Origin of the sequence: Saccharothrix obliqua, from assembly GCF_019375475.1 — a bacterium.
GTDB classification, from domain to species: Bacteria; Actinomycetota; Actinomycetes; order Mycobacteriales; family Pseudonocardiaceae; genus Actinosynnema; species Actinosynnema obliqua.
On record NZ_JAHXGQ010000009.1, the window covers coordinates 337,583 to 363,633 of the forward strand.

A 26,051-nucleotide genomic window follows, 5' to 3' on the forward strand; every position below is an offset into this window, starting at 1 on the left:
GAAGTGATTCCCCGTGTCCCGTTTTGTCGACCGGGTGGTGATCCACGTCGCCGCCGGTGACGGCGGGAACGGGGTCGCCTCCGTGCACCGAGAGAAGTTCAAGCCGCTGGGCGGTCCCGACGGCGGCAACGGCGGCAAGGGCGGCGACGTCGTCCTCGTCGTCGACTCGCAGGTGCACACCCTGCTGGACTTCCACTTCCGCCCGCACGCCTCCGCCGGCAACGGCAAGGGCGGCCAGGGCGGCAACCGGGACGGCGCGCACGGCGCCGACCTGGAGCTGCGCGTGCCCGACGGCACCGTGGTGCTCACCCCGGACGGCGAACTGGTCGCCGACCTGGTGGGGGAGGGCACGCGGCTCATCGCGGCGCAGGGCGGCCGGGGCGGCCTCGGCAACGCGGCACTGGCCTCGAAGGCACGCAAGGCGCCTGGATTCGCGTTGCTGGGCGAGCCGGGTGAGCGGCACGACCTGCTGCTGGAGCTGAAGTCCGTCGCCGACGTCGGCCTGCTCGGCTTCCCGTCGGCGGGCAAGTCGTCGCTGATCTCGGTGCTGTCCGCGGCCAAGCCGAAGATCGCCGACTACCCGTTCACCACGCTGGTGCCGAACCTCGGCGTGATCACCGCTGGCGAGACGGTGTTCACCATGGCCGACGTGCCCGGCCTGATCCCCGGCGCGTCCGAGGGCAAGGGCCTCGGCCTGGACTTCCTGCGGCACATCGAGCGCTGCGCGGTCCTCGTGCACGTGGTCGACTGCGCCACCTACGAGCCGGGGCGCGACCCGCTGTCCGACATCGACGCCCTCGAAGCCGAACTCGCCCAGTACACCCCGTCGTTGGCCGACGACCTGGCCGAACGGCCGCGCGTCGTCGTGCTGAACAAGATCGACATCCCGGAGGCGCGGGACCTCGCGGACATCGTCCGGCCGGACCTGGAGGCACGCGGCCTGCCGGTGTTCGAAGTGTCCACGGCCAGCCGGGAGGGGCTGCGCGAGCTGACGTTCGCGCTGGCCAAGGTGGTCGAGGAGTACCGGGCCGCGCGGCCGAAGCAGGAGGCGACCCGGATCGTGCTGCGGCCGACCGCCGTGGACGACGCGGGCTTCACCGTGGTCGAGGACCCGCGGGAGCCGGGTGGCTTCATCGTGCGCGGCGAGCGCCCCGAGCGGTGGATCCGGCAGACCGACTTCACCAACGACGAGGCCGTCGGCTACCTGGCGGACCGCCTCGCCCGGCTGGGCGTGGAGGACGTGCTGGTCAAGATGGGCGCCGTCCCCGGCTGCCAGGTCACCATCGGCGACCTGGTGTTCGACTGGGAACCGTCCACCCCGGCCGGTATTGCCATGACCATGACCGGCCGCGGCACCGACGCCCGGCTGGAGGCCAACAACCGGGTCGGCGCGGCCGAGCGGCTGGCGGCCAAGAAGGCCCGGCGACTGCCCGGCGCCCACGAGGACGAGGACCCCGAAGAGGAAGAGTGACCGGATCGGTGTTGTCCCAGGCCAGGCAGGCCGTGTCGGTGGCAGGCCGGGTCGTGGTGAAGGTCGGTTCGTCGTCCCTGACCACCGCCGAGGGCGGCCTGGACCGCTCCCGCCTGGACGCCCTGGTGGACGCCGTGGCCGCCCGCCACGCCGCCGGCAGCCAGGTGGTGCTGGTGTCGTCGGGCGCGATCGCCGCCGGCCTCGCCCCGCTGGGCCTGACCCGCCGCCCCCGCGACCTCGCCACCCAGCAGGCCGCGGCCGGCGTCGGCCAACTGACCCTGGCCCACGCCTACGCCAACTCCTTCGGCCGCTACGCCCTCACCGTCGGCCAGGTCCTGCTGACTGCGGACGACGTGGTCCGCCGAGCCCACTACCGCAACGCCCAGCGCACCTTCGACCGCCTGCTGGCCCTGGGCGTGGTGCCGGTGGTCAACGAGAACGACACGGTGGCCACCGACGAGATCCGCTTCGGCGACAACGACCGCCTGGCCGCCCTGGTGGCCCACCTGGTCGGCGCGGACGCCCTCTTCCTCCTCTCCGACGTCGACGCCCTGTACGACGGCGACCCCCGCCTGCCGGGCGCCCAGCGCGTCACCGAGGTGGCCGGCCAGTCCGACGTGGACGGCGTCAAGGCGGGCACGGCCGGTGCGTCGGGGCTGGGCACCGGCGGAATGGCCTCCAAACTGGCCGCGGCCCGCCTGGCGGCGTCAGCCGGCATCCCGGTGCTGTTGGCGGGCGCGGCGGACGCCACGCGGGCGCTGAGCGCCGCGGACGTCGGCACGGCGTTCGCCACCACCGGCCCCCGCCTGTCCGCCCGCCGCTTCTGGCTGGGGCACGCCGCGGACGCCACCGGCAGGCTCACCCTCGACGCCGGCGCCGTGGCGGCCGTGGTGGACCGACGGCGTTCCCTGCTGGCAGCGGGCATCACCGCGGTGGCCGGCACCTTCGACGCGGGCGACGTGGTCGAACTGGTCGACCCGACCAGCCGGGTGGTCGCCCGAGGCGTGGTCGCCTTCGACTCGGCGGAACTGCCCACCCTGATCGGCCACTCCAGCCACGACCTGCCACCGGAACAACGCCGCGAGGTGGTCCACGCCGACGACCTGGTCCCCCTCCCGCCCCACTGATACCGGCGTCCCCGCACCACTCCCACGCGGCCCGCCGGACAACCCGGCCATCCGACTACCGCAGCCGACTGCCCCTGGTCTCCGGCAACGTGAGGATGACCGCGAACGCCACCGCAGCGCCCACCGCCACGTACCAGAAGAACGACGTGCCCGGCAGGAGCTTGATGACCAACGGCGCCGTCCCGCCGAACAACGCCACGGTCAGGTTGTACCAAGCCCCGATCCCCAACCCGCGCAGCTCGGTGGGGAACAGCTCGCTCATCACCGCGGGCGCGATCGACGTCATCGCCGTGTACAGCGCCAGCCCGACGCAGAACACCACCAGCAGCCCGCCCAGTCCGGGCCCGATCAACGTCGACAACGGCACCACCAGCACCGCGGTCACCGCCGACCACACCAGCAACTGGGGTTTGCGCCCGATCCGGTCCGACAACGCGCCCATCGGGTACTGCAACGCGATGAACAGCACGGTCGCCACCGACAACGCCAGGAACACGTCACCCGCGTCGGCCTTCCGCGTGGTCACCGCGAACGGCGTCAGCGCGCTGAAGAACGTGTAGTAGCACAGCGTCGACAGCATGGAGAACCCCACCAACTGCCCCACCGCCCTCGGGTGCTGCCGCAAGGTCGTCCACAACGGCCGGCGCAACCGCTCCGCCTTGGCCCGGTTCTCCGTGAACTGCTCGGTCTCCTCGAGACTCCGCCGCAACCACAACCCGGCAAGCCCCAGCACACCACCGATCAGGAACGGGATGCGCCAGCCGTAGGACGCCAGCTGCTCGGCGTCCAACGACCGCGCCAACCCGAACCCGAGCAGCGACGCCACCAGCAGCGCGGAGCCGGTCGAGATGTAGAAGAACGCCGAGTACCGCCCCCGCCGATCCGCCGGAGCGATCTCGGCGAGGTAGGCCGACGCGTTCGACACCTCACCACCCAGCGACAGCCCCTGGGCGATGCGCGCCACCACCAGCAGCACCGGTGCCAACCAGCCCACCTGCGCGTACGTCGGCAACACCGCGATCGCCACCGACCCGCCCGCCATGAGGACGATGGTCAGCAACATCGCCGTCCGCCGCCCCCGCAGGTCCGCGAACCTCCCGAGCAGGTACCCGCCGAGCGGCCGGAAGAAGAACGCCAAGGCGTACGTCGCCAAGGTGTTGATCAACGCCAGCTGCTCGTTGTCCTTAGGGAAGATCTGCGTCGCGAAGTAGATGCTGAACGTCGCGTAGACGCTCCAGTCGTACCACTCGATGGCGTTCCCGGCCGAAGCCGCGACCAACGTCCGAACCGGTAACCGGTGCCCGCGTCGTTCGACCGCATCCCTCATGGCCGAACCTCCCGAGCCCGCCACGGGTGGCCACACGGCGACGCGCAACCGCACCACACAGCGGCCTCGACCGCCACGCCGGTCGAGCCACCGCTACACGCGAGCGTCCGACCCCGTCCCGGCCCAACCCGAACCGGCCCAACCCGAACCGGCCCGACCCGAGCCAGCCGACTCTGAACCGGCCGACCCCGAACCAGAGCGCACCCGAGCCCGACAGCCGCGTGCCACACCACCGCACGGTGCCCGGCACCTCCAGCCCGCCGCCATCGCTCGCCCGTCGTCCGGTGCAACGGCCAACGCCGCCCAACCGCTGTCTCGGTCACGGTGCGACCACCTCGTCTCCGTCACGCACAGGTGCAGGACGCGCGGACCGCAGGCTCCTCCGCCCGTCAACCCGCCGAGACGCACACAACCACACCACAAGTGCAGTCGGTAGCTTGCGTTCCACATCGCCTACGAACACGCACCCACGTCGACGGCTCCGCCGTGCCGAGCGAAAACGGCGGCTCCCACGACGGGTACCAGGCCATCGCCGGCTCCGACCGGTACGCCGCGAACGCGTGCGCATCAGCAGGGCGGAACCGCCGCAGCACCAACCGTTTCCCGAGCCACACGACGTCGTCCGACGTCATGCTGTAACCGCGAGCGCGAAGGGCAGGACGGCAGCCGTCCCTGCCTGCCGCAGCAACCTCGCCGCCACCGTCATCGTCCAACCGGTGTCGATCCGGTCGTCCACCAACAACACCGGACCATCCACACCGGACAGATCAGGTGTCCGGGTCGACTGCACGAGCCCGGCCAGCCGCTGCGCGCTGTTCGCCCGCCGCGCGGCCTCGCCCAGCCACACCTGCCCGAGCACCGGCAACCGCCCGACCGCGGCGATGCGTTGCCCGAAACTGCCCACCAGCTCGGGGCGGCTGCGTGACCCCACGGTCACCACGCCCACCGGTCGCTCCGCCCAGTTCCACGCCGCCAGCACCTTCACGCAGGCGGCGAACACGTCATCCGGTACCTCCTGATCCTCATCCGCGAGCAACGCCCGCAACCGATTGCCCCATCCGATATCGGTCAGCCGCCCCAACGCCCGCCCGGTCTGGGCGGCCTCGCCCGCCGGGATGCGACCCGACAGGCCGATGCCGATCGCCGCCATCCCGGTGGGCCACTGCTTGCGGGGTTCGACCTCCACCCCGGGCCGCAACAGCCGTTCCCGTGCCGCCGAAGCCGCGTCCGTCGACACCTCGGCCGACCACCGCCGCCCGGTGCAGTTGTCGCATCGCCCGCACGGCTCGGCGTGCGGATCGTCCAACTGCCGCAACAGGAACTCCATGCGGCAGTCCGCGGTGGACAGGTAGTCGAGCATCGCCTGCTGCTCAACCTTGCGTGCCGCGTCGATCCGCGCGTACCGCTCCGCGTCGTACGACCACGGGCGCCCGGTCGACTCCCAGCCACCACGCACCCGGCGCACCGCGCCGTCCACGTCGAGAACCTTGAGCACGACCTCCAGCCGGGTGCGCGACAGCTCCACCACCGGCTCCAGCGCGGCGGTCGACATCACCCGCCCCGCGTCGGCCAACGCGTCGAGCACCTGCCGCACGACCCGCTCCGGCGGGAACGCCAGGGACGCGAAGTACGCCCAGATGTCCCGGTCCTCCGGACCCGGCAGCAACAGGACCTCGGCCCGTTCCACGCCGCGGCCCGCACGACCGATCTGCTGGTAGTACGCGATGGGGGAGGGTGGCGCGCCCAGGTGCACCACGAACCCCAGGTCCGGCTTGTCGAACCCCATGCCCAGCGCCGATGTCGCCACCAGCGCCTTGACGCGGTTCGCCAGCAGGTCCTCTTCCGCCCGTTGCCGCTCCGCCGGGTCCGTGCGACCCGAGTAGGCCGCCACCGGGTACCCGCGCTCCCGGAGGAACGCCGCCACGTCGTCGGCGGAAGCCACCGTCAGCGTGTAGACGATCCCGGAACCCGGCAGCCGGTCCAACTGCTCGGCCAGCCACCCGAGCCTGGCCTCGGCGGTCGGCAGTCGGACCGCGGCCAACCGCAGGCTCGCCCGGTCCAGCGGCCCGCGCAGCACCAGCGTGTCCGAACCCGCTCCCAACCCGAGCTGGTCGGCCACGTCCCGCACCACCCGGTCGTTGGCCGTCGCGGTCGTCGCCAGCACCGGCACCCCAGCCGGAAGCTCGGTGAGCAACGTCCGCAGCCGCCGGTAGTCGGGTCGGAAGTCGTGACCCCAGTCCGAGATGCAGTGCGCCTCGTCGACGACCAGCAGCCCCGCTGATGATGTCAGGGCGGGCAGGACCGAGTCACGGAAATCGGGATTGTTCAACCTTTCCGGTGACACCAGCAGGACATCCACCTCACCGGCCGCCACCCGGTCCTGGACTCCCCGCCACTCCTCGGTGTTCGCCGAATTGATGGTCGCCGCGTGCACACCCGCGCGGGCCGCCGCGTCGACCTGGTTGCGCATCAGCGCGAGCAGCGGCGACACGATCACCGTCGGCCCCTCGCCCATGGACCGCAGCAGCGCCGTCGCGATGAAGTACACGGCGGACTTGCCCCAGCCCGTCCGCTGCACCACCAGCGCCCGCCGCCGCTCGGCGACCAGTGCCCGGATGGCCGTCCACTGATCGTCGCGCAGCACCGCCTCCGGCCCGGCCAGGGACCTCAGGCGCTCTTCGGCCAGCTCGCGCAATGCCGTCTCGTCCACGCGGACCACCATGGCAGAGCGGTACGACAGGGAGGCCGCGGCGTCCGGGTTCCAGGCTCCGGGAACCTCGACGACAGCCACCATCGGGTGACCGTAGTCTGATTCACGTGACTGATGACCTGCGCGAACAGGTGCACGCCGCCGCCCGGCGCGCCCGAGTCGCAGCCGATGAACTCGTCCTGGCCACTCGCGAGCGCAAGGACGCCGCGCTGCACGAGATGGCCGCAGCCCTGCGTGCCCGCGCCCACGAGGTCCTGGAGGCCAACGCCAAGGACCTGGAGGCGGGCCGCGCGGCGGGCCTGTCCGAAGGACTCCTCGACCGCTTGGCGCTGACCGGGAAGCGCATCGGCGGGGTGGCGAAGGGCCTGGAGACGGTGGCGGGGCTGGCCGACCCGGTAGGGGAGGTGCTGCGCGGCTCGATCCTGCCGAACGGCCTAGAGCTGCGGCAGGTCCGCGTCCCGATGGGCGTCGTGGGCATGGTCTACGAGGCGCGTCCCAACGTGACGGTCGACGCGGCGGGCCTCGCCCTGAAGGCCGGCAACGCCGCTCTCCTGCGTGGCTCGTCGTCCGCCGAGCACTCGAACGCCGCGTTGGTCGCCATCCTGCGCGATGCGCTGGAGACCGCCGGCCTGCACGCCGACAGCGTGCAACTCCTGCCGTGCCACGACCGGGCATCCGTCACCCACCTGATCACCGCGCGCGGGCTGGTCGACCTGGTGATCCCCCGCGGTGGCGCCGGCCTGATCAACGCGGTGGTGGAGCAGGCGACCGTGCCGACGATCGAAACCGGTGTCGGCAACTGCCACGTCTACGTGGACGCGAACGCCGATCTCGACATGGCCGAGCAGATCGTCCTCAACTCGAAGGTCCGCAGGCCCAGCGTGTGCAACGCGGCCGAGTCGCTGCTCGTGCACGCCGCTGTCGCGGACGACTTCGTACCGCGCATCACGGCCGCGCTCCAGGCACGTGACGTCGTCATCCACGGCGACGAGGTGTTCGCGCACCAGAACGGCGTGCGTCAGGCGACGGACGACGACTGGGACACCGAGTACCTGTCGCTGGACATCGCGGCCCGTGTGGTCGACTCGCTGGACGACGCGGTGCGGCACATCGCGGCACACGGCTCCGGCCACACGGAGGCGATCGTCACCAACGATGTGAACGCCGCGCGTCGGTTCACGGCCCGTGTGGATGCCGCCGCGGTGATGGTGAACGCCTCCACGGCGTTCACGGACGGCGGTGAGTTCGGCATGGGCGCGGAGATCGGCATCTCCACGCAGAAGCTGCACGCCCGCGGTCCGATGGGGCTGTCGGAGCTGACGTCGTCCAAGTGGGTCGCGTGGGGCGAAGGCCACGTCCGGCCGTCGTCATGAGCTTCGGCCCGTAGTGGTGTCGGGACGGGGCATGGACGGTAGGGATCGTTCCTCATAACGTCCCTCCGGTAGGCGCGTCCGCTTGCCTGGGGGTTCTCGATGGAGATCCGGTCCTACCCGTTCCCCGATCCCGACGACCTCGGTGTCAACGAGACGTACCTGCGGCTCCAACGCGAGGAGCCGGTCAGCCGGGTGCGGCTGCCCTACGGTGGTGAGGCGTGGATCGCCACCCGTTACGCCGACGTGAAGACCGTGATGGGCGATCCGCGGTTCGTCCGCGCGCCCGTCATGGACCCCGACCGCGACCCGCCCCGGACCATGCCCGAGGTGCCGGGGATCAGCACGATCCTCAGCATGGACCCGCCCGAGCACACGCGGCTGCGGCGGATCCTCGCCAAGGCGTTCACGGCGCGTCGCACCGCACAGCTGCGCGATCGTGCCCAGGAGATCGTCAACGACCTCCTGGACCGCATGGAGGACCAAGGGCCGCCCGCGGACCTGATGGACGCCTTGGCCATGCCGGTCGCCATCACGCTGATCAGCGAGATGCTGGGCGTGCCGAACCTGGACCGCGCGCAGTTCCGCGCCTGGTCGGACGCGGCCGTGGCGATCACCGCGTTCACCGTTCCGGAGATCGAAGCCGCCGCCGCGTCCTTGCGCGCCTACATCCGCGACCTCGTGGAGGAGAAGCGCAAGCACCCCGCCGACGACATGCTCACCGTCCTGGTGACGGCACACGACGACGAAGACCGCCTCAGTGAAGAGGAGCTGGTGTCGTTCGGCGTGACGCTGCTCATCGCGGGTCACGAGACCACAGGCAGCGAGATCGGCAACTTCGTGTACACGCTGCTCGCACGTCCCGACAAGCTGGCCGAAGTGCGTGCCGACCCGTCATTGCTCCCTACCGCGATCGAAGAGCTGCTGCGGCACACGAAGCTCTCCGGAGCGCCCGCGTTCCCACGGTTCGCGACGGTCGACGTCGAGCTGAGCGGTGTGCGGATCGCCGCCGGGGAGGCCGTGTTCGTGGACGGCTTGGTCGCGAACCGCGACCCCGAGGTGTTCGAGAACCCCGATGAGCTGAACTTCCACCGGCCGTCGATCCCGCACTTCGCGTTCGGCCACGGCGTGCACCACTGCATCGGTGCGCCGCTCGCGCGCATGGAGTTGCAGGTGGCTATCGCTACCTTGCTGAAAAGGTTCCCGAACCTCCGTTTGGCTGGTGACGTGGCGATCAAGAAGGGCAGACTGGTCCGTGGACCGCAGACTCTCCCGGTGAGGTGGTAGCCGATGGGCAAGTGGAGTCTTGAAGTCGACGGCGGCACGTGCATCGGCAGTGGGATGTGCACGGCGATCGCGCCTGAGCACTTCCGTCTCGAAGGCGACACCTCCGTGCCGATTGACCCGTCCGTGGATCCCGACGACCTGGTGGTGGACGCCGCCGAGTCGTGCCCGGTCGAAGCGATCCTGGTGCGCGCGGCGGATGGTTCGGTCGTCGCACCCCAACCCTGACGTGACGGCTGTCACTCGATTCGGGTCGGAAATCCCCATCCGCTCGCGTCATGGGCGGCGGGTGGGCGTGTCCCACTGTCGCGCGGGCCTGCTTCGGGGTGGACCGCGTTCCGCGGAGGCGGCCTCCTCCCCCAGGGCCGCGGACGGGGAGTCGAATCGCGCGGGCGGCTGTTCGGGGAGCGACCGGCCGCCCGCGCGCCTCCCGAACTAGGCTCACATCCCATGTCCAACCGCCGGATCGGCGTCATGGGTGGCACCTTCGACCCGGTGCACCACGGTCACCTCGTCGCGGCCAGCGAGGTCCAAGCCCGGTTCGACCTCGACGAGGTCATCTTCGTGCCGACCGGCCAGCCGTGGCAGAAGAGCGAACGCGAGGTCAGCCCGGCCGAGGACCGCTACCTCATGACGGTCATCGCCACCGCGTCCAACCCGCGGTTCTCCGTGAGCCGCGTCGACATCGACCGGGCCGGACCGACGTACACGGTCGACACGCTCACCGATCTCGGGGCCATGCACCCCGACGCCGACCTGTTCTTCATCACGGGCGCGGACGCCCTGGAGCAGATCCTGTCCTGGAGGCGTGCCGACGACGTGTTCAGCCTGGCGCACTTCATCGGCGTCACACGGCCCGGGTACGAGCTGGACGACACTCATCTGCCGCCCGGCGCGGTATCCCTGGTAGAGGTGCCCGCGATGGCCATCTCGTCCACCGCCGTACGTGCCCGAACCGCGTCCGGCCTGCCCGTTTGGTACCTCGTGCCGGATGGTGTCGTTCAGTACATCTCCAAGCGCCGGCTTTACTCGGTGCCGGACTGAAGCCGGACGCCGGTACCCTCATTGACTCGTGCGGGTGTATCGGCGCCCGCCGAGGTGATGAGGAGAAACGTGGCAGCCACCGACGAGGCACGACGGTTGGCGCTGGTCGCCGCTCACGCGGCGGCCGACAAGAAGGCGCACGACGTGATCGTGCTCGACGTGTCCGACCAACTCGTGATCACGGACGTGTTCGTCATCGCGTCCGCTCAGAACGAGCGGCAGGTCGGCGCGATCGTGGACAACATCGAAGAGAAGCTGCGCGAGGCCGGTCGCAAGCCGGTCCGCCGTGAGGGCGCGCGCGAAGGCCGCTGGGTCCTGTTGGACTTCGTGGACGTCGTGGTGCACGTGCAGCACGTGGAGGAGCGCAGCTTCTACGGCCTCGAACGGCTGTGGAAGGACTGCCCGCGCATCGAGTTCGACGCCGGCCCCGTCGCCGACGAGGTCGCCGAGGCATGACATTGCACCGGCTCGTGCTGTGGCGGCACGGTGAGACCGACTACAACGCGACCGGTCGCATGCAGGGCCACCTGGACTCGGCGTTGACCGAGACCGGGTGGAACCAGGCGCGGTTCGCGGTACCGGTGCTCGCCGGGTTCGCACCCGAGCTGGTGGTGGCCTCGGACCTGCGGCGCGCCCGCGACACGGCGACGGTGTTCACCTCCGCCACCGGCATCGAGCTGCGGGTCGACGAACGGCTCCGCGAGACCAACCTCGGCAAGTGGCAGGGCCTGACCGCGGACGAGATCGAGGTCGAGTGGCCCGGGATGCTCGACGCCTGGCGGGTGGACGGCACGATCGCGCCACCGGACGGCGAGCGGCGGGTCGAGGTCGCCGAGCGCGCGATGGCCGTGGTCGACGCGGTGGACGAGGAGTGCTCCGACACCGTGATGCTGTGCGCGCACGGCGGCTTGATCAGCGCGTTGACCGGGCGACTGCTGGATCTGCCCGTGGACCGGTGGGCGTTGTTCGGTGGCATCGGCAACTGCCACTGGACCGTCTTCACGCGACGTCCGCAGGGTGACGGGCGTTGGCGGTTGTCGTCGTACAACGCCGGAACCACCAGGTGAGGCTGCTCGTCCTCGGCGACTCGCTGACGTTCCACGGCCCGCAGGGGCCGTTGCCCGCGGACCACCCGAAGTTGTGGCCCAACGTGGCGGCGTCCGCGTTGGGCGGTCACGCGGAGCTGGCGGCGGGATTCGGGTGGACGGCTCGTGACGCGTGGTGGGCGTTGACCGGCGATCCACGCGTGTGGTCGCTGTTGCCGCGCACGGATGTGCTCGTGCTCGCCGTGGGGCACATGGACACGTTGCCGTCACCGTTGCCGACGTTCCTGCGTCACGGGCTGCGTTATCTGCGCCCGGACGGGCTCCGGCGGCGCGCCCGCCGCGCCTACCGGGCGCTGCTACCCGGGCTTTCCCGCTTGCTCGGTGGCTATCCGGTGGCGTTGCCGCCCCACCTCACCGTCCGTTACCTGGACTCGTGTGTCCGCTCGGTGCGTGCGTTGGAACCGGGGATTCGCGCGGTCGGCATGACCCCGGCCGTGCATCGGTCTCCGGTGTACGCCAACGTGCACACGGGACGTCCGGCGGCGGAGCGAGCTGTGCGTGCGTGGGCGTCCGGTGCCGACGTGCCGTTGTTGGACGTGCCGTCGCTCGTGGGCGACCACGTGCGGTCACGTCGCGGTAACCCAGACGGTATGCATTGGGGCTGGGAAGGGCACATGCTCGTCGGCGAGGCCATGGCGGATCTCATCAGGTCCGTGGCGGTGGACCGCGCGGACAGGGCCGCGCCGTAGTCTCGGTTCTCGTGTCCATCGCCATAGTCACCGACTCCACGGCGTACCTGCCCGATGGATTCGCCGAGCGACACGGCATCCGAGTCGTTCCGTTGCACGTCGCGGTGGACGGGCGAAGTGTGCTCGACGGCGTCGACTTCGGCCCGGCCGAACTCGCCGTCGCCCTCGGTGAGCACCGCCGTGTCACCACCTCCAGGCCCACCCCCGGCGAGCTGGCCGCGGTGTACCAGTCGGTACTCGGGGAGGGTGTGGACGAGATCGTGTCGGTGCACCTGTCGCGTGAGCTTTCGGGCACGTGGGAGGCGGCTCGCCTGGCCGCGGACGAGGTCGCGCCGGACCGGATCCGGGTCGTCGACTCGCGAGCCACCGGCATGGGGCTCGGCTTCGCGGCGCTGGCGGCGAGCGCGGTGGGCGACGCGGTCGGCGCCGAGGAAGCCGCCGTGCGAGCCGCCCGCCGGGTCCGGATGTTCTTCTGCGTGGACACGCTCGACCACCTGCGGCGCGGCGGGCGGATCGGCGCGGCGGCGGCCCTGGTCGGCACGGCGCTGGCGGTCAAGCCCCTGCTGCACGTGGACGACGGTCGGATCGTGCCGCTGGAGAAGGTGCGCACGACCGGTCGCGCGATCGGCCGCTTGGTCGACCTCGCGGCCACCGCCGCCGGCACCGGACCGGTGGGCCTCGCGGTGCACCACCTCGCCGCACCGGAGCGCGCGGCCGAGCTGGCGTCCCGCCTCGACGAGCGGGTGCCGGGCTCGACCGGATGCCTGATTTCCGAAGTGGGAGCGGTGATCGGGGCCCACACCGGCCCCGGTGTGCTGGGCGTGGTGGTGCTGCCCGGCGGCTACGAGTAGCCGAGTTATCCACAGCCCCTCTCCGCTGTCCACAGATTTCAAATCGCCCTGTCCCCGCTGCTCCAACCGGCCTAATCTCGCTCACATGTTCGAAGAGAACCCGAATCCCGCAGCAGCCCGACTCGACGCCCTGATCGCCAAGAACCAGGGCAAGCACCGCGCCGACGACACCCCGCTGGTGGTGTTCGCGTCCGCGTCCGGCGAACCCGGCCGGTCGGGGCGGTGGCGCGCGCTCGTGGACCGCTGGCGGCCCGGTGCCGCGTTACCCCGTCGTCCCGTGCTCTACGCCGGCGTACTGGCAGGCGTGGCACTGGCCGTCGCGCTCAGCCTGTGGTGGCAGCGACCGGAACCCGAATCGTCTCCACCGCTGCCGGCCGCGGCGGAGACCACCAGCACCCCTGAGCACGTGGTGGTCAACGTCGTGGGAGAAGTCCCCAAACCAGGTCTGGTCACGGTCACCAGCGGCGCGCGCGTCGCCGACGCCGTCCAGGCGGCCGGCGGTCCCAACCCGAACGCCGACCTCCGCGGCCTGAACCTGGCGCGCCGCGTCACCGACGGCGAGCAGATCGCCGTGGGCGTCCCACCGCCGAGCGCGGAAGGCCGCCCCGCGCTCGTCAACATCAACACCGCCACGAAGGAGCAATTGGACGCACTACCCGGCATCGGACCCGTGACCGCGCAACGGATCGTGGATCGCCGCCAGAAACGCGGTCCGTTCACGGCCATCGAACAGCTCGGCGAGATCGAAGGGATAGGTGACGCGAAACTGGCCAAGCTCAGCGACCTGGTCCAGCTCTGACCCCAGCCCCGGGTCGCATCCACCACCGATCGCCAGGCACGGTCCGCGGCAGCACCACGCGGAACCGGCCTGCCGGAACAACACCGGGCAGTGGTCGCCGCTCCGACCAACCCGCCGGCCGCTGCCCGGACACCGCCCACTCCACCGATACCCGCTGTGCCACCTCTGGAACCCGCGCTACCTCGTTCAGCCGTTCCAGCCCAGGTGGTTCCGCCAGGTGACCCCGCCCAGGTGATCGCGCCCAAGTGATTTCGCCTCAAGTGATTTCGCCCAGCCACTTACCGCACAACCCCGCCACGAGGCGACAAGCCTGTCGGCGACGACGAAAGGAGAACTCCATGATCCGACCGATAGCGCGCCGCAGCGCCGTACACCGAGCCCAGCACCGCTCCAAGGGCGTCGATCGCAGCCCTGACCGGCGAAGCGGGCCGTGAGCCCCCGCGCCTACCTCGTACCGGCGGCGCTGGCGGTCTGGTCCACCGCACTGACCGGCCTGCTCTGGACGTGGTGGGCGGGTGTCGCGATCGGACTCCTCGCCGCCGCGGTGGGCGGCGTGGCGCTTCGCAGGTGGCGGCCGGCCGCGATGGCGATCGCGGTCGTCGGGCCGGTCGCGGCGTGCTGGATCGGCGTGCAGGCGCACGAAGCGGCCCATCACCCGCTTCGTGCGGCGGCCGGGCACGGTGGTGCCACCACGTTGCGGCTGGAGCTGGCCGACCGGCCGCGCGGCGTCCGGACGAACGGGTTCGGTTCCCGCGCGGGCGGTGTCGAGCTGGTCCTGGTGCGCGCGACGTTGGTGGGCGACGGCGGCCGGGTGACGGTGCTCGCGCCGGCGGCGTCGTGGCGGGAGTTGTTGCCAGGACAGGAACTCTCGGCACGAGGCACGTTGGTGGCGGCGCGGTCGGGCGAGCTGACGGTGGCCGTGCTCCGGGTGCGTGGTCCGCCGCGTGAGGTCACGCCCGCGCCGGTGTGGCAGCAGGCGGCGGAGGCGCTGCGGGCCGGGTTGAGGGACGCGAGCGGCACCCTCGACCCCGAACCCGCCGGGTTGCTGCCCGCGCTGGTCGTCGGTGACACGTCGGGCCTGTCGCCCAGGGTGGTGGACGAGTTCCGCACCTCGGGCCTGGCGCACGTGCTGGCGGTCAGCGGGGCGAACCTGGCCATCCTGTGCGGAGCGGTGTTGTTGCTGCTCAGGCTGGCGCAGTTCGGTCCACGTGGCCGGGCGGCGGGTGCGATGGCGGCACTGGTCGGGTTCGTCGTGCTGGCCGGTCCGGAGCCGAGCGTGCTGCGTGCCGCGGTGATGGGCGCGATCGCGTTGCTCGCCCTGGTGCTGGGTCGGGAGCGGTCGGCGTTGCCCGCGCTCGCCGCCGGGGTGGTCCTGCTGGTGCTGTACGACCCGGAACTGGCGGTCGACGCGGGGTTCGGGTTGTCCGTGGTGGCCACCGCGGCGCTGGTGCTGCTGGCACCGCGGTGGGCGGCTTGGTTGCGGGACCGGGGTGTGCCGGTCGGGTTGGCCGAGGCGTTGGCGGTGCCCGCGGCGGCGAACCTGGCCACCGCACCGCTGGTGGCCGGGATCTCCGGTCAGGTGAGCCTCGTGGCGGTCGTGGCGAACCTGCTGGTCGGACCGCTGGTCGCGCCGGCGACGGTGCTCGGGGTGCTGGCGGCCGTGGTCGCGCAGGTGCACCTGGACACCGCGCGGTTCGTGGTCGAGATCGCCGGTCCGGCCGTGTGGTGGCTGATCGTCGTCGGTCGGCACGCGGCGACGGTGCCCGGTGCGTCGGTGGCGTGGCCCGCGGGCTGGCTGGGCGGGGTGCTGCTGGCGGGTGCGGTGCTGGCGGCGTACGGCGTGCTGCGGCTTCGTCGGGCTCGCGCGCTGGTGGTGGCGGTGGTCGCCGGTGCGGCCGTCGTGCTGGTCCCGGTCGGCGTGGTCTCGTCGCGGTGGCCGGGGGCGGACTGGGCCGTCGTGGCGTGCGACGTGGGGCAGGGCGACGCGGTCGTCCTCGCCACGGCGGAGCGCGACCGGGCCGTGCTGGTCGACACCGGGCCGGAACCCGCCTCGGTGTTGGCGTGCCTGCGGCGGTTGGGCGTGCGGCGACTGCCGTTGGTGGTGCTGAGCCACCTCCACGCCGACCACATCGGTGGGCTGGCGGCGGTGTTGGCGGAACGAGGGGTCGGCGCGGTGGCCGTGGGGCCGTCGCGACAGCCGGAGTGGGCGTGGAAGGAGGTGCGGGCGCTGGCGCGGGCCGCCGGGGTCCAGGTGCTCGAACTGGGAGTCGGTCGGCGGTTGAGCTGGCCGGGGCTGGAGATCGACGTGGTCGGGCCGCGTGTGGTCCCGACCGGAGAGGAGAACACGGCGGTCAACGACGCGTCGGTGGTGCTGCGGGCGTCCACGGCGGCCGGGCGGGTGCTGTTGACCGGTGATGTGGAGCTTGCCGGGCAGGCCGCGTTGCTCGGCGGGCACACCGACCTGAGGGCCGACGTGCTCAAGGTCCCACACCACGGGTCGAGGTTCTCGTCGCCGGAGTTCCTGGCGGCGGTCCGGCCTCGGGTGGCGTTGGTGAGCGTCGGCGCGAAGAACCGCTACGGCCACCCCAGCGGGCCGCTGATCGACGCGATGGCGCGCCAAGGCGTGCAGGTGCTGCGCACCGACCGGGACGGCGACACCGCCGTCCTGCCCGGCCCGCAAGGGCCACGGGTCGCCCGACGGGGCGGCTGAACGAACGACGGCGGCGGAACGGCCGTCGACCTGGAACACCGTCCGAAAAGGAGAAGGCAATGCAGGAAACCGGGAAGACGACGGGGAAGTACGACACGTGGGTCCGGCTGCACACCGGCTGGTCGCCGCGTCAGGTCGGGTGGGCGTTGTGGCAGCCCGGTTACGTCGCCCATCCATGGCCGCGTGACGAGTTGCGACCGTCGTTCACCTTCTACATCTGCGAGGAGCTGCGAACGGGTAGGCGCGGGATCACGGCGCGGGCAATCGTGACCAAGACCGTGGGCACGATCAAGGTGTCGACGCCCGAGGAGGCGTACGGGGTGATCGCCGAGCACCTGTTCGACGACGACCTGACGATCATGCCGGAGGACTGGCGGGCCAACCGGTACAACGGGCACAAGTCGTCCGCGCCGTGGCCACAGCAGTTGACGGCGTGGCGGGCGGAAACCGAGGAGGTCGGGCCGTACGTGCTGCCGGACCTGGCGTCGTTCCCGCGCACCGGGTGGTTGCGGACGTCGGCGATCGCCTTGTGACCGGGCGGCCTGCGCGCCGCAGATCGGGGCGCGCAGGCCGGGCGGGTCCGGTCAGTCCTTGAGGGCGTTCAGCACGGCCTCGGCCGACGGCGGCACGTTGGCGCGCGGGCCGACGCGGTCGCCGAGGGCGTCGAGGGTCTTGAGGCCGTCGCCGGTGATCAGCAGGACGGTCTCGGCGTCGGGGTCGAGCTGCCCGGTCTCGATGAGCTTCTTCGCCGTGGCAACGGTCACACCGCCGGCGGTCTCGGCGAAGATGCCCTCGGTCCGGGCCAGCAGCCGGATGCCCTCGACGACCTCTTCGTCGGTGACGTCCTCGATCGCGCCGTTGGTGCGGCGGACCGCGTCGAGGACGTACGGGCCGTCGGCCGGGGCACCGATCGCGAGCGATCGCGCGATTGTGTCCGGGCGGACCGGGGAGACGACGTCATGACCCGCCTTGAAGGCCGCCGCCACCGGTGAGCACCCGGTGGCCTGGGCGCCGAAGACCCGGTACGGGGTGGCCTCGACCAGGCCGAGTTCGCTGAACTCGCGGAACGCCTTGTCGACCTTCGTGAGCTGCGAGCCGGACGCGATGGGCACCACGACCTGGTCGGGCAGCCGCCAGCCCAGCTGCTCGGCCACCTCGTAACCCAGGGTCTTCGAGCCCTCGGCGTAGTAGGGGCGGACGTTGACGTTGACGAACGCCCAGTCCTCGTGTTCGGCGGCCAGCTCCTGCGCGAGGCGGTTCACGTCGTCGTAGTTGCCGTCGACGGTGATCAGGTTGCCGTCGTAGACGGCGGTCATGAGGATCTTGGCCTGCTCAAGGGAGGAGGGGACGAGCACGACCGACTGCCAGCCCGCGCGGGCGGCGGCTGCCGCGACGGCGTTGGCCAGGTTGCCGGTGGAGGGGCAGGCGAGCACCTTGAAGCCCAGCTCACGGGCGGCGGCGAGGGCGACGCCCACGACGCGGTCCTTGAACGAGTGGGTGGGGTTGCCGGTGTCGTCCTTCACCCAGACCTTGCGCACGCCCAGCGCCTTGGCGAGGCGGTCGGCCTCGACGAGACGGGTGTGGCCGGGGTTGGTGTTGGGGTGGGCCTCGACGTTCGAGGGCACCGGGAGCAGGCCGCGGTAGCGCCAGATCGACCGGGGGCCCGCCTCGATGTCCTCGCGGCGGACGCGGCCGAAGTCGTAGGCGACTTCCAGCGGCCCGAAACACTCGAGACAGGCGTATTCCGGGGCGAGGGGCGTCTCGTGGCCGCACTCGCGACACGAGAGGGCCCGAGCCGGACCGAGGTCGAAGGAGGTGGTGGCCGAAGGCACACTGACAGCAGTCATCGTGAGGTATCTCCTCATCTTTCCCGCGCCTCGCGGGTCGGAATTGGCACCGTGATCGCCAGCGGACGCTGCGCGACGGGTTGCCGGGGCTTCTTCGGGCCGATCCCTCTGCCCCTCTGGATGAGCGGTATTCGGTTGTGGCTTCAACTTACGACACGATCCCGTCCTTCAGCCAGTTCCGTCCACCATCCGGACGAGGATCGGGCCGTGGGAGGATCGGCTCCGTGAGCCCGTCCGCAGTCGCCCCGGATCCCGTGCACCTGGTCGTCGGCGAGGAAGAGTTGCTGGTCGAGCGGGCGGTGCGCGCCGCGCTCGCGGTGGCGCGCGAGGCCGACCCGCAGGCCGACCTGACCCGCGTGAAGGTGACCGACCTCACCCCGCCTGAGCTGGCCGAACTGGTCAGCCCGTCGCTGTTCGCCGAGGGGCGGGTCATCGCGCTGGAGGCCGCGCAGGACGCGGGCAAGGAGATCGCCGAGGCGGTCATCGCCTACGCCAAGGCGCCGGCCGACGGTGTGACGCTGGTGGTCGTCCACACGGGCGGCGGGCGGAGCAAAGTGGCCAAGGAACTCCCTACGGCTTTGCGCAAGGCTGGTGCCGCGGTCACCGAGTGCCCGAAGATCACCAAGGCGGCGGACCGCGAGGCGTTCGTGCGCAACGAGATCCGCTCGGCGGGCGGTAAGGCCGACCCGGAGGCGGTCGGCGCGCTCATCGAGGCGGTCGGTTCGGACCTGCGGGAGCTGGCGGCGGCGGCGTCGCAGTTGGTGTCCGACACCGGCGGGAAGGTGAACGCCGAAGCCGTGCACCGGTACCACCGCGGGCGGGCCGAGGTGACGGGCTTCGCCGTGGCGGAGAAGGCCGTGATGGGTGATCGGGCCGGCGCGCTGGAGGCGTTGCGGTGGGCCATCCAGCTCGGTGTGCCGCACGTGCTGGTCGCGGACGCGTTGGCGGACGCGGTGCGGACCATCGCCCGGGTGTCGGCGGTCGGGCGGGGCGACCCGTTCAAGTTGGCCGGTGAGCTGGGTATGCCGCCGTGGAAGGTGAAGAAGGCGCAGGGGCAGGCGCGTGGGTGGGACAGCGACGGGCTCGCGGACGCGATGTCGGTGGTGGCGAGTCTGAACGCCGATGTGAAGGGTGTCGCCGCCGACTCCGGTTACGCCTTGGAGCGCGCTGTCCTGAAGATCGTCGCGGCCTACCGTCGGCGGTGACGTGCCGATTGCCGCGCGGCGGTGACCCGATCGCAGGGCGAGGGTTCGGATGCGGCGGTGATGGTCCAGGCGCAGTGCGGTAATGACAGGCTGCGGTGGGCCGGGGCCGGGGGCGGGGGCGGGGGCGGGTAAAGCGGAGCGCCGCCCTTCCGGTGGAAGGACGGCGCTCCGGGGGTCGGGCTCAGATCGAACTGTCAGATCTGGTTGGCGCGCTTGGCCAGGGCCGACTTCTTGTTGGCGGCCTGGTTGGCGTGGATGACGCCCTTGGTGACCGCCTTGTCGAGCTTCCGGGAAGCCTCGCGGGCCAGGGCGATGGCCTTTTCCTTGTCGCCGGCCTCGGCGGCCTCACGGAACTTGCGGATGGCGGTCTTGAGGGACGACTTGACGGCCTTGTTGCGCAGGCGCGCCTTCTCGTTCGTCTTGATCCGCTTCAGCTGGGACTTGATGTTCGCCACGCGAAGCCACCTCTTCCTGAGTCTTGGGTTTGCGTCGCGCTGTGATCGGCCCCACCCGAGGTGGGTTTCCTCCATTGCGGAATGCCGCGCGATGCGCCGTAGAGAGTATCAGGGCTGTTGGAGCGGATGCCGGCCGGTGCCTGGCCTGGGGCGGACGGTGGCGGGGTGGTGGGGAGAGAGGCAGCCGGAGGGGAAGAGGGTGGAGCGGCAGCCGTAGGGGGAGTGGGTGGGCGGCAGCCGGAGGGGGAGTGGTGGGCGGGCCGGTGGGGCGGGCCGCTGGACGGAGGTCGGCGAGGGGACGGTCGTTCGCGGGAAGGCAGAGGAGCGGGAAGGCAGAGGAGCGGGAAGGCAGAGGAGCGGGAAGGCAGAGGAGGTGGGCCGTGGCGGGCGGGCGGAGTGGGTGGGCGGGCCGGTGCGGACTGGGTTGGGCTGGTGCGGGCTGGGTTGGGCTGAGGTGGGCTGGGCGGGGCCGGGGCGGGCTGGCGCGGGCTGGGTGGGGCTGGTGCGGGCTGGGAGCGGGTGTGGGTGGCGGTTGTGTGACTGGGGCTACCGGCGCTGGACAGAGGCGGCGGAGGCGGGCGGACGAGGGTGTGGAGAGCTGTGGGGGAGCTGTGGGGTGGGGACTGTGTGGAGATGGGGCTCACGTGGGCGGGTGGGGTTAATCAGGGGAAACCGTACGGTTGGCTGGCTACGCTGTTCGGGTGACAACCGCTCTTGACTGGCCCGGGTTCGGGCAGGTTTCGCTGGCCGGGCTTTTGTTCCTCTGCTTGGCGGCCGTGTTGGCGGGAGCGGTTGATGCTGTGGTTGGTGGGGGTGGGTTGATCCAGGTGCCCGCCCTGTTGTTGGTCGGGCCCGGTGGGCAGCCGTTGTACGCCTTGGCCACCAACAAGATCGCGTCCGTGGTGGGCACCGCGTCCGCCGTCACGACCTACGCCCGGCAGACCACGATGGACTGGCGGTCCGCGATTCCGATGGCTGTGTCCGCGTTCTGCGGTGCGGTGGGCGGTGCGGCGTTCGCCGGGGCGTTGGAACCCGGTGTGCTCAACGGGGTCGTGCTCGTCGCGTTGATCGGCGTCGGCCTCTACACCTGGCGCAAGCCCGATCTCGGCGTCGCCGAAACCCCTCGGTACGGGCGTGGCGTGCAGATCGGCCTGATGGCGCTCGGGGGCGCGGTCGTCGGGTTCTACGACGGTCTGGCCGGGCCGGGAACCGGGGCCTTCCTGGTGTTCCTGCTGGTGGGTGTGGTCGGGTTCGCGTTCCTGCGTGCGTCGGCCACGGCCAAGGTGGTGAACGTCGCCACGAACCTGGGCGCGTTGCTGTACTTCATCCCGACCGGGAAGGTGCTGTGGGGGCTCGGGCTGGTGCTGGCCGTCTGCAACCTCTCCGGCGCCGTGTTCGGGGCTCGGCTCGCGGTCCGGCGCGGGTCGGCGTTCGTGCGGCGGGTGTTCTTGACCGTCGTGGTGGCGCTGGTGGTCAGCCTGGGCTGGAAGGCCGCGGTTGGATGACCTTGAACGTCGCGCCCATCGGGTCGCCCAGCGTGGTGAACCGGCCGTAGGTCGAGTCGGCGACCGTGCCCACCGGGATGCCGCCCAGCTCACGGGCGTCCTCCACCGCCTGGTCCACATCGGACACCGCGAAGTAGGTCGTCCAGTGCGACGGGATCTCGGCCGGTATTCCCTCGCCCATGCCGAAAATGCCGCCCACCGTGCGCCCGTCCACCCTTAGCTCGGTGTACGGGAAATCCGGCATGGGCTCCAGGTCGAAGTCGAACACCGCGCGGTAGAACTCGGTCGCGTTGGCCGGGTCGCGGGTCGCCAATTCGTTCCACACCACCGCACCCGGCTCGTTGACGATGTACGCGCCGATGTGCGTGCCCGCCTCCCACAACCCGAACGCCGCACCGGTCGGGTCCACCGCGATCGCACCCCGGCCGGGACCTCCGGTGTCGTACTCCGGCACCAGTATCTTGCCGCCCGCCCGGTTTATCCGGGTGATCGTCTCTTCCAGGTCGTCGGTCGCGAGGTGCGTCGTCCACACCACCGGGAACATGGTGTCGCCGGGCATCTCGCCGAAGCCCGCCACCGGCTTCCCGCGCACCAGGGCCATCGTGTAGTAACCGGTCTCCGGGCCGCCGATCTCGAAGTCCCAGCCGAACAGCCCGCCGTAGAAGTCCATGGTGGCCACGCGGTCCGTTGTCATCATGTCCACCCACGCCGGAGTGCCCGGCGCGTACGGGGTGTTCAACTCGCTCACCCGGCCAACGGTCGCATCGGCCCCCGGACGCCGCCAGTCGATCAGACCGCCGGGAAAGCCGACCGCCCAGCCGCCTCCCCCTGGAGAACGGCTGGGCGGTCGGCGCCGGGCTAACTGTCCGGCGGGTCGTCGGGTTCACGTGGTTCGGGGTTCTTGCGCGGTCTGCCCCTCCTCGGCTGGGCGGCCGTCCCGGTGGGCAGCCTGCCCGCCTCGGCCAGCGCCCGGCGGAGCAGGAACTCGATTTGCGCGTTCGTGCTGCGCAGCTCGTCGTTCGCCCACCGGGACAGCGCGTCGTGCACGGCCGGGTCCAGGCGGAGCAGGACGCTCTTGCGCTCGCCCACGTCAGTGGTACAGCGAACCGGTGTTCACGACGGGCTGGGTCGACCGATCACCGCACAGCACCACCAACAGGTTCGACACCATGGCCGCCTTGCGCTCCTCGTCCAGTTCCACCACGTCCTGCTCGGCGAGCTTCGCCAGCGCCAGCTCCACCATGCCGACGGCGCCCTCCACGATGCGCTGCCGCGCCGCGACCACCGCGCCCGCCTGCTGCCGCTGGAGCATCGCCTGCGCGATCTCCGGCGCGTACGCGAGGTGCGTCAGCCTCGATTCGATCACCCGCACCCCCGCCGACTGCACGCGGGCCGCGATCTCCACCGACAGGGTCTCCGTGATCTCGTCCGCGTTCTCGCGCAGCGACAGCCCGGCGGCCTCGTGGTTGTCGTACGGGTAGCTGGTGGCGATGTGCCGCACCGCGGTCTCCGTCTGGATGCCGACGAACCGCACGAAGTCGTCCACCTCGAACTTGGCCCGCGCCGTGTCGTCCACCTGCCACACCACGACCGCCGCGATCTCGATCGGGTTGCCGTCGGCGTCGTTCACCTTCAGCGCGGCCGTCTCGTGGTTCCGGATCCGCGTCGACACCTTCACCTTCGTGGTGAACGGGTTCGCCCAACGCAGCCCGTCCTTGCGCACGGTGCCCGTGTACCGCCCCAGGAACTGGAGCACGCGCGCCTCGCCGGGCGCCACGGTGAACAGCCCCGACCCGGTGATCGCGCCCGCCGCCGAGACGATCACCCCGCCGACGATCAGCACCACGTTCGGACCGGCCTCGGGCACCGCGCCGACCACGATCAGGGCCGCGCCCACCAGCACCAGAACCACCGCCGCGGCCAGCGCCGCCCACCCCGAAGCCTCTTTCGCGGTGCGCTCCCGCACCGCGGGCGCCGGCATCCGCACGATCGTCTCCGTGGACGCGTCCATCGGTCCCACCCCTCGTTCGCTAGCTCTTGCTTAGCAAAGTGATATCACTTTTTCGGCCGGTGGGGCAAACCGGCTGTCCGCGTGCCGACATGGGCCGCCCGCTGAACCACGGCGGCCTGCCGGACGTCCTCGGCTCATGACGATCACGATCCGCACGCCGGTCGCGGCCGATTCGCCGGACGTCGTCGAGGTGCACGTCAGGGCGCGGCGCAGTTACTACGAGGGACACCTGCCCGAAGCCGACCTGGCCGAGTGGGAGGCGGCGACCCGTGCGTCCGGCTACCGCTTCGACCGGCCCGGTCGGGTGTGGCTGTGCGCGGACGTGGGCGGTGTTGTCGCGGGGTTCGCCCTCTTCGTCGGGGCCGAGTTGTTGCAGGTCCAGGTGGACCCCGCGCACTGGGGCGAAGGGGTGGGCGGGGCGCTGCACCGGGCGTGCGTGGCCGCTTGGCGCGCGGCGGGCGTGGTCGAGGCGCACCTGGAGGTGTTCGAGCCGAACACCCGGGCCCGCCGCTTCTACGTCGCGCGCGGCTGGCGGGAGGTGGGTGTCGGTGACGGCCCGTACCCGCACGTCCGGATGAGCCTCACGGTGTAGCGCGGGGGTGGCGGGGAGGGCCGCGGTGTGGTCGGCTCGGCGCATGGAGGTGCTGAGCAGTCGCGTGCTGTTGCGGTCGCGGGACCCCGAGCGGGCCCGTGCGTTCTACCGGGACGTCCTCGGGCTCGCCGTGCACCGGGAGTTCCCCGGCGGCACGGTGTTCTTCCTCGGGGGCGGGTTCCTGGAGGTGTCCGGGCGGTCCGACGACGCGCCCACGGAGGCCGTCCAGCTCTGGATCCAGGTCCGCGACCTGCGTGCCGTCGCGGCGGAACTGGCCGAGCACGTGGTCCGTGAGGCGCGTCGCGAGCCGTGGGGCCTGGACGAGATGTGGATCGCGGACCCGGACGGGGTGCGGATCGCGCTCGTCGAGGTACCCCCGGAGCACCCGCTACGCCGGGACGTGCGCCAGTAGCTGCACGGTGGGCGGCAGCACGCCGCCGTGCTGCTGGAGCGACGTGCGCGCGTCGGTGAAACCGGCCGCCTCCGCCTCCTTGATCAGGTCGTACTCGGAGACGTCGAGGACCAGGCGGTGCACCGTCACCACCAGCCGCCCGCCCGGCTTGAGCACCCGGGCCAGCTCGTGGAACGCCGCCGCCCGGTTGTCCCAGAGCTGGAGGTTGTTCACCGACACCACCGCGTCCACGGACCCGGGTTGCCGGCCGGTGCGCGCGGCGGCGCCCTCGTGCAGCTCCACCCGGCCCTCGGCGATCAGGTCGGCGCACCGCTTGCGGGCCTCGTCCAGCATGACCTGCGACGGGTCCACGCCGATCGCCTTCGCGGCGCGCTCGCCGACCAGTCGCAGGCCGACGCCCGGACCGGGGCCGAGCACCAGCACGGTCTCCGCGGCGGTCGGCGCGAGCACGTCGACCGCGTGCGCCTCGACCTTCGCGTTCAGCTTCGCCATGACCCGGCCGCCCAGCTCGCCCACCTTGCCGCGCGGGTGGCCGAACGCCACGTCGAACGCCTTCATCAGCCTCGTAGCCATGCGTCCAGGGTGCGATGCGGGGGAGGAGCGGGCATCGGGGATCACCCGGAGAGGCGGCCGGTCTTCCCCTGACAACGTTGTCGGGCTGACAACGTTGTCAGGCTGATGGGGGCGGAGGGGGTGCGGCGGGTGCCTAGGGGGAGGTGGGTGCCTAGGGGGAGGTGGGCCAGTGTCGAGGCGGAGGAGCCGGTGCGGGCGAGTGCGGCGGTGCGAAAGCGGAGGCAGCCGGGGGCCTGCGAAGGCGGCGGTGCCGAGGGGAGGGGAACCGGCGGCGCCGGGCCGGGAGCGGGTGGGGGCGAGGCGGAGGGGGCGGCGAGGTGACCGTGGCGGCGCTGGGGCCGGGGTTAGTTGGTGTGGGCGAGGGCGGCGGTGCCGCGGGCGGGGAGCGAGTCGGGCCGGCCGAGGGGCGGCCCGGCCGGCCGAGGGGTGGCGGTGCGTGCCCGGGGTCAGTGCCAGCCGAGGCGGCGCAGGGCGGTTTCCACCAGGGCGAAGCGCTCGGGTTCCAGCACGGAGCCCTCGCGGCGGATGTCGTGCTCGGCCAGTTCGAAGACCCGGTCCAGGCGCAGGTAGGAGGCGCGGCCGTCGCGGTCCCAGCGGCCGGTGCCCAGGCGGAGGTAGTCGTCCTCCTCGTGCGGGTCGGGGGCCCTGCTGGTCAGCATCAACGCCAGCAGGGCGCGCTGCCTGCGGCCGACCACGAGCAGCGGCCGGTCCTTGCCCCGGTCCGGGTCCTCCTCGTAGGGCACCCAGGCCCACACGACCTCGCCGGGGTCGGCCAGGCCGTCCAGGTCGGGGCTGTACTCGAGGGCCGCCGCGGCGGAGGCCGGGTGGATCTCGCGGACCGCGCCGCGTGCCGGGCGCGGGTCTTCACCGTTCGTGTGCACGGCGGGACAGCTTATGGCCCCGGTCACGCCGGGGCAGCCCGGACCGTCGGCGGGACGTGCGATGATTAGTCGATCCCCTTTG

At 71.7% G+C, this 26,051-nt stretch carries 26 protein-coding genes and 1 riboswitch; of the genes, 17 read left to right on the plus strand and 9 right to left on the minus strand.

The window, feature by feature from the left end:
* The first annotated feature begins 13 nt into the window (after positions 1 to 13).
* Both obgE and proB read left to right on the plus strand, forming a co-directional pair.
* Positions 14 to 1,471, plus strand: a complete 1,458-nt coding sequence (gene obgE, locus KZQ38_RS27040) for a GTPase ObgE (RefSeq protein ID WP_219445699.1) — start codon at positions 14 to 16, stop codon at positions 1,469 to 1,471.
* Complete coding sequence (proB, locus tag KZQ38_RS27045) at positions 1,468 to 2,598, plus strand: glutamate 5-kinase (RefSeq protein WP_308258613.1); 1,131 nt, start codon at positions 1,468 to 1,470, stop codon at positions 2,596 to 2,598. Before obgE ends, proB begins: the two co-directional genes overlap by 4 nt.
* Before the next feature lie 55 nt (positions 2,599 to 2,653).
* Here the strand turns inward: proB and KZQ38_RS27050 are convergent, their stop codons facing one another.
* Both KZQ38_RS27050 and KZQ38_RS27055 read right to left on the minus strand, forming a co-directional pair.
* Positions 2,654 to 3,925 carry an MFS transporter gene (locus tag KZQ38_RS27050; protein WP_219445701.1) on the minus strand — a complete coding sequence of 424 codons (1,272 nt, stop codon included), beginning with the start codon at positions 3,923 to 3,925 and terminating at the stop codon, positions 2,654 to 2,656.
* A gap of 628 nt (positions 3,926 to 4,553) precedes the next feature.
* Positions 4,554 to 6,647, minus strand: coding sequence for a RecQ family ATP-dependent DNA helicase (locus KZQ38_RS27055; RefSeq protein ID WP_219445702.1), 2,094 nt, complete (start codon positions 6,645 to 6,647; stop codon positions 4,554 to 4,556).
* A gap of 95 nt (positions 6,648 to 6,742) precedes the next feature.
* On the opposite strand from KZQ38_RS27055, the gene KZQ38_RS27060 reads away from it, so the two are divergent.
* The 11 genes from KZQ38_RS27060 to KZQ38_RS27110 all read left to right on the plus strand — a co-directional run bounded on the left by KZQ38_RS27060 (position 6,743) and on the right by KZQ38_RS27110 (position 17,021).
* A complete protein-coding gene (locus tag KZQ38_RS27060) occupies positions 6,743 to 8,008 on the plus strand; it encodes a glutamate-5-semialdehyde dehydrogenase (protein WP_308258614.1) in 1,266 nt (421 codons plus the stop codon).
* 99 nt (positions 8,009 to 8,107) lie between these two features.
* Positions 8,108 to 9,292, plus strand: coding sequence for a cytochrome P450 (locus KZQ38_RS27065; RefSeq protein WP_219445707.1), 1,185 nt, complete (start codon positions 8,108 to 8,110; stop codon positions 9,290 to 9,292).
* A gap of 3 nt (positions 9,293 to 9,295) precedes the next feature.
* A complete protein-coding gene (locus KZQ38_RS27070) occupies positions 9,296 to 9,517 on the plus strand; it encodes a ferredoxin (RefSeq protein ID WP_219445708.1) in 222 nt (73 codons plus the stop codon).
* 222 nt (positions 9,518 to 9,739) lie between these two features.
* Positions 9,740 to 10,333 (plus strand): nicotinate-nucleotide adenylyltransferase, encoded by a 594-nt coding sequence (gene nadD, locus KZQ38_RS27075; protein ID WP_219445710.1) that lies wholly within the window; start codon positions 9,740 to 9,742, stop codon positions 10,331 to 10,333.
* A gap of 69 nt (positions 10,334 to 10,402) precedes the next feature.
* Positions 10,403 to 10,789: a ribosome silencing factor gene (gene rsfS, locus KZQ38_RS27080; RefSeq protein WP_219445712.1), complete on the plus strand. Its 387-nt coding sequence runs from the start codon at positions 10,403 to 10,405 to the stop codon at positions 10,787 to 10,789.
* Positions 10,786 to 11,400, plus strand: coding sequence for a histidine phosphatase family protein (locus tag KZQ38_RS27085; RefSeq protein WP_219445713.1), 615 nt, complete (start codon positions 10,786 to 10,788; stop codon positions 11,398 to 11,400). Before rsfS ends, KZQ38_RS27085 begins: the two co-directional genes overlap by 4 nt.
* Positions 11,397 to 12,128, plus strand: a complete 732-nt coding sequence (gene octT, locus KZQ38_RS27090; RefSeq protein ID WP_308258615.1) for a diglucosylglycerate octanoyltransferase — start codon at positions 11,397 to 11,399, stop codon at positions 12,126 to 12,128. The genes KZQ38_RS27085 and octT overlap by 4 nt, the downstream gene beginning before the upstream one ends.
* 11 nt (positions 12,129 to 12,139) lie before the next feature.
* Positions 12,140 to 12,979 (plus strand): DegV family protein, encoded by an 840-nt coding sequence (locus KZQ38_RS27095; protein WP_219445715.1) that lies wholly within the window; start codon positions 12,140 to 12,142, stop codon positions 12,977 to 12,979.
* Between the two features lie 85 nt (positions 12,980 to 13,064).
* Positions 13,065 to 13,778, plus strand: a complete 714-nt coding sequence (locus KZQ38_RS27100) for a ComEA family DNA-binding protein (RefSeq protein WP_219445716.1) — start codon at positions 13,065 to 13,067, stop codon at positions 13,776 to 13,778.
* 430 nt (positions 13,779 to 14,208) lie between these two features.
* Positions 14,209 to 16,488, plus strand: a complete 2,280-nt coding sequence (locus KZQ38_RS27105) for a DNA internalization-related competence protein ComEC/Rec2 (protein WP_219445718.1) — start codon at positions 14,209 to 14,211, stop codon at positions 16,486 to 16,488.
* A gap of 59 nt (positions 16,489 to 16,547) precedes the next feature.
* On the plus strand, positions 16,548 to 17,021 hold the full coding sequence (locus KZQ38_RS27110; RefSeq protein ID WP_219445720.1) for a hypothetical protein: 474 nt from the start codon (positions 16,548 to 16,550) through the stop codon (positions 17,019 to 17,021).
* 51 nt (positions 17,022 to 17,072) lie between these two features.
* Here the strand turns inward: KZQ38_RS27110 and thrC are convergent, their stop codons facing one another.
* Entirely contained in the window at positions 17,073 to 18,335 is a 1,263-nt protein-coding gene (gene thrC, locus KZQ38_RS27115; RefSeq protein WP_219445722.1) for a threonine synthase, read from the minus strand.
* 11 nt (positions 18,336 to 18,346) lie between these two features.
* Positions 18,347 to 18,462: riboswitch (SAM riboswitch) on the minus strand.
* Positions 18,463 to 18,559: 97 nt separating this feature from the next.
* Here thrC and holA point away from each other — a divergent pair.
* The gene (gene holA / locus KZQ38_RS27120) at positions 18,560 to 19,540 is read left to right on the plus strand and encodes a DNA polymerase III subunit delta (RefSeq protein ID WP_219445724.1); all 981 of its coding nucleotides are present in this window, start codon (positions 18,560 to 18,562) and stop codon (positions 19,538 to 19,540) included.
* A 194-nt stretch (positions 19,541 to 19,734) separates the two neighbouring features.
* Here holA and rpsT read toward each other — a convergent pair whose 3' ends face one another.
* Positions 19,735 to 19,995 (minus strand): 30S ribosomal protein S20, encoded by a 261-nt coding sequence (gene rpsT / locus KZQ38_RS27125; protein ID WP_219445726.1) that lies wholly within the window; start codon positions 19,993 to 19,995, stop codon positions 19,735 to 19,737.
* 701 nt (positions 19,996 to 20,696) lie between these two features.
* Between rpsT and KZQ38_RS27130 the strand changes: the two genes are divergently transcribed.
* The gene (locus tag KZQ38_RS27130; RefSeq protein WP_219445727.1) at positions 20,697 to 21,500 is read left to right on the plus strand and encodes a TSUP family transporter; all 804 of its coding nucleotides are present in this window, start codon (positions 20,697 to 20,699) and stop codon (positions 21,498 to 21,500) included.
* Here the strand turns inward: KZQ38_RS27130 and KZQ38_RS27135 are convergent.
* From KZQ38_RS27135 to KZQ38_RS27145, 3 genes are all read right to left on the minus strand, one after another.
* On the minus strand, positions 21,469 to 22,248 hold the full coding sequence (locus tag KZQ38_RS27135; RefSeq protein WP_219445729.1) for a VOC family protein: 780 nt from the start codon (positions 22,246 to 22,248) through the stop codon (positions 21,469 to 21,471). The genes KZQ38_RS27130 and KZQ38_RS27135 overlap by 32 nt on opposite strands.
* 110 nt (positions 22,249 to 22,358) lie before the next feature.
* A complete protein-coding gene (locus tag KZQ38_RS27140; protein WP_219445731.1) occupies positions 22,359 to 22,589 on the minus strand; it encodes a type II toxin-antitoxin system antitoxin in 231 nt (76 codons plus the stop codon).
* A 1-nt stretch (position 22,590) separates the two neighbouring features.
* The gene (locus KZQ38_RS27145) at positions 22,591 to 23,511 is read right to left on the minus strand and encodes an SPFH domain-containing protein (RefSeq protein ID WP_219445739.1); all 921 of its coding nucleotides are present in this window, start codon (positions 23,509 to 23,511) and stop codon (positions 22,591 to 22,593) included.
* Between the two features lie 136 nt (positions 23,512 to 23,647).
* Here KZQ38_RS27145 and KZQ38_RS27150 point away from each other — a divergent pair, with 136 nt between their 5' ends.
* Both KZQ38_RS27150 and KZQ38_RS27155 read left to right on the plus strand, forming a co-directional pair.
* Positions 23,648 to 24,103 (plus strand): GNAT family N-acetyltransferase, encoded by a 456-nt coding sequence (locus tag KZQ38_RS27150; RefSeq protein WP_219445740.1) that lies wholly within the window; start codon positions 23,648 to 23,650, stop codon positions 24,101 to 24,103.
* A 43-nt stretch (positions 24,104 to 24,146) separates the two neighbouring features.
* Positions 24,147 to 24,515: a VOC family protein gene (locus KZQ38_RS27155; RefSeq protein WP_219445741.1), complete on the plus strand. Its 369-nt coding sequence runs from the start codon at positions 24,147 to 24,149 to the stop codon at positions 24,513 to 24,515.
* On the opposite strand, the gene KZQ38_RS27160 is transcribed toward KZQ38_RS27155, so the two are convergent.
* Both KZQ38_RS27160 and KZQ38_RS27165 read right to left on the minus strand, forming a co-directional pair.
* On the minus strand, positions 24,492 to 25,088 hold the full coding sequence (locus KZQ38_RS27160) for a class I SAM-dependent methyltransferase (RefSeq protein WP_219445742.1): 597 nt from the start codon (positions 25,086 to 25,088) through the stop codon (positions 24,492 to 24,494). The genes KZQ38_RS27155 and KZQ38_RS27160 overlap by 24 nt on opposite strands.
* A gap of 446 nt (positions 25,089 to 25,534) precedes the next feature.
* Entirely contained in the window at positions 25,535 to 25,969 is a 435-nt protein-coding gene (locus KZQ38_RS27165; RefSeq protein ID WP_219445743.1) for a type II toxin-antitoxin system PemK/MazF family toxin, read from the minus strand.
* Positions 25,970 to 26,051 lie beyond the last annotated feature (82 nt).